Here is a 2,125-nt window from a genome sequence, read left to right on the forward strand (position 1 = left end):
CTGGAACTCACGCCCCAGCTTCTACCCATGCAGAGCGCCTCCCTACCAGATCACCTTTCGGTGCTCCGTGGTCTCTGTAGTAGGTTTTAGCCCCGTCCATTTTCACCGCCCTAAATCTTGACTGGTAAGCTGTTACGCACTTTTTAAAGGATAGCTGCTTCTGAGCTCACCTTCCAGTTGTCTTTGACCTAGGACCAATTTCAGTGTTGACACTGAGCCTACATTGAGGGACATTAACCACGGTCTGGGTTGTCTCCCTTACGCATTACAAGCTTATCCCGTAATGCGGACTTCCAACCATCTAGGATGTTGGGGAGTTTGGAGTTTGACAGGAGAGTGAGCAGTTTCCCGCCCAGCTTCCCCAATCAGTGCTCTACCTCACCAACTATCTCCGGTTAGGTCATGCTGCGACATGTTTAGGGGGGAACCAGCTGATGCCAGGTTCGATTAATCTTTCACTCCTATACGTAGGTCACACGAATGATTTGCATATCAATACCGCTTGCGGTCCTCCACGCAACTTTCGTCACGCTTCAACCTGCCAACGCATAGATCACCCGGCTTCGGGTCTTATCCTGCTGACTCCACGCACTTTTAATACGTCGTCCCACGCATTGCTGCTACGGACTTGTTGGTTTCCCTTCGGCTCCCCTTGTGGGTTAACCTTCGCCAANNTCTTCAAAACGTACGTTGCGACACTGGCAGGCATGCCCGTACTACCGCCTCGCGACGGGTTCCTTCACATGCAAGATCCTTTCATGCCGCAACTCGCGATCACCTACCAATTTCAGGCACTTTTAACCACCTTTTCAGGGTTACTTTTCAGCTTTCGCTCACGCTACTATTTCGCTATCGGTTTCAAGGTGTATTTAGCTTTAGGGGTTGATGACCCCTGAATTCCCGCGAGAATTCCGACCCGCGGTACTCAAGACACCACCTAATGCAGTCTGCTTCTGCGTACGGGACTTTCACCCTCTGTAGTGTGCCCTTCCAGGCAACTTCCGCTTCACATCCTGCACCGTAACGGTGGGCTTATAACACCACATCTCCCTTGCGGGATTCGGTTTGAGCTCTGTCGTGTTCGATCGCCTCTACTAACGACATCTCGGTTGATTTCTTTTCCTGCCCCTACTAAGATGTTTCAATTCGGGGCGTTCCCTATCCTTACGGATAAACGCATAAAGCGTTAGGATGTCCTATTAGGGTATCTCCGGATCACAGATTCCTTGCGTCTACCCGGAGCTTATCGCAGCTTGGCACGCCCTTCTTCGGCACTTGAACCGAGCCATTCACTGGTAGGTTTAAACTAATGCTCCGCTAAACCCATATAACGTCCTGAATGCAAACCTTTACACGGCCTCGCAAAGTCATTGGTTTGACTTTCAGCCCTTCCCTCGTGATTCACATCTCGAGGTGCATCTAAACAGCCCCCTGGGATTCGAACCCAGATTGTGTGTTACCTTATTTGACACCTGAGCCTTCTCTTGTCAACACCGGCAATTTTACAGTTTGTCTAGCAACCGCATTTATACCCGAAATAAAATTCGTTAGGAGGTGATCCAGCCGCAGATTCCCCTACGGCTACCTTGTTACGACTTAACCCCCCTTGCAAAACCTAGATTCAACCGCCGCAGAAAACGACGGCTTCATCAAGACCTCACTCGGGTGGTTTGACGGGCGGTGTGTGCAAGGAGCAGGGACATATTCACCGTGCTATTTTGAAACACGATTACTACGGATTCCAGCTTCATGTGGGCGAGTTGCAGCCCACAATCCGAACTAAGGATGGGTTTAGGAGATTGCCTTCACCTTTCGGTGTCGAAACCCATTGTCCCACCCATTGTAGCCCGCGTGTAGCCCGGACAATTCGGGGCATGCTGACCTACCGTTGCCCATTCCTTCCTCCTCTTTAGCAGAGGCGGTCCCAACAGTGTCCTCTCCATCCCTGAGGACGAGCTAGCAACTGTTGGCGTGGGTCTCGCTCGTTGCCTGACTTAACAGGATGCTTCACAGTACGAACTGACGACGGCCATGCACCTCCTCTCAGCTAGTCAAGTAGAGTCTTCAGCCCGACTATCATTCAGCTGTCTTGTCCGGTGAGGTTCCCGGCGTTGAGTCCGATTAA

At 51.3% G+C, this 2,125-nt stretch carries 1 rRNA gene and 1 other annotated feature (1 of these 2 cut by a window edge); the gene reads right to left on the reverse strand.

Annotated elements, in window-relative coordinates:
* Window positions 1-1,317: ribosomal RNA gene (locus tag QZN75_RS07760) — 23S ribosomal RNA — on the reverse strand; the annotation flags it as partial.
* A 232-nt stretch (window positions 1,318-1,549) separates the two neighbouring features.
* Window positions 1,550-2,125: a sequence feature (mutual gap in cmsearch alignment for this rRNA model is longer than 100), on the reverse strand; it runs 709 nt beyond the window's last position.

Source organism: Methanoregula sp. (assembly GCF_003170075.1).
In the GTDB taxonomy this organism is placed as follows: domain Archaea; phylum Halobacteriota; class Methanomicrobia; order Methanomicrobiales; family Methanospirillaceae; genus Methanoregula.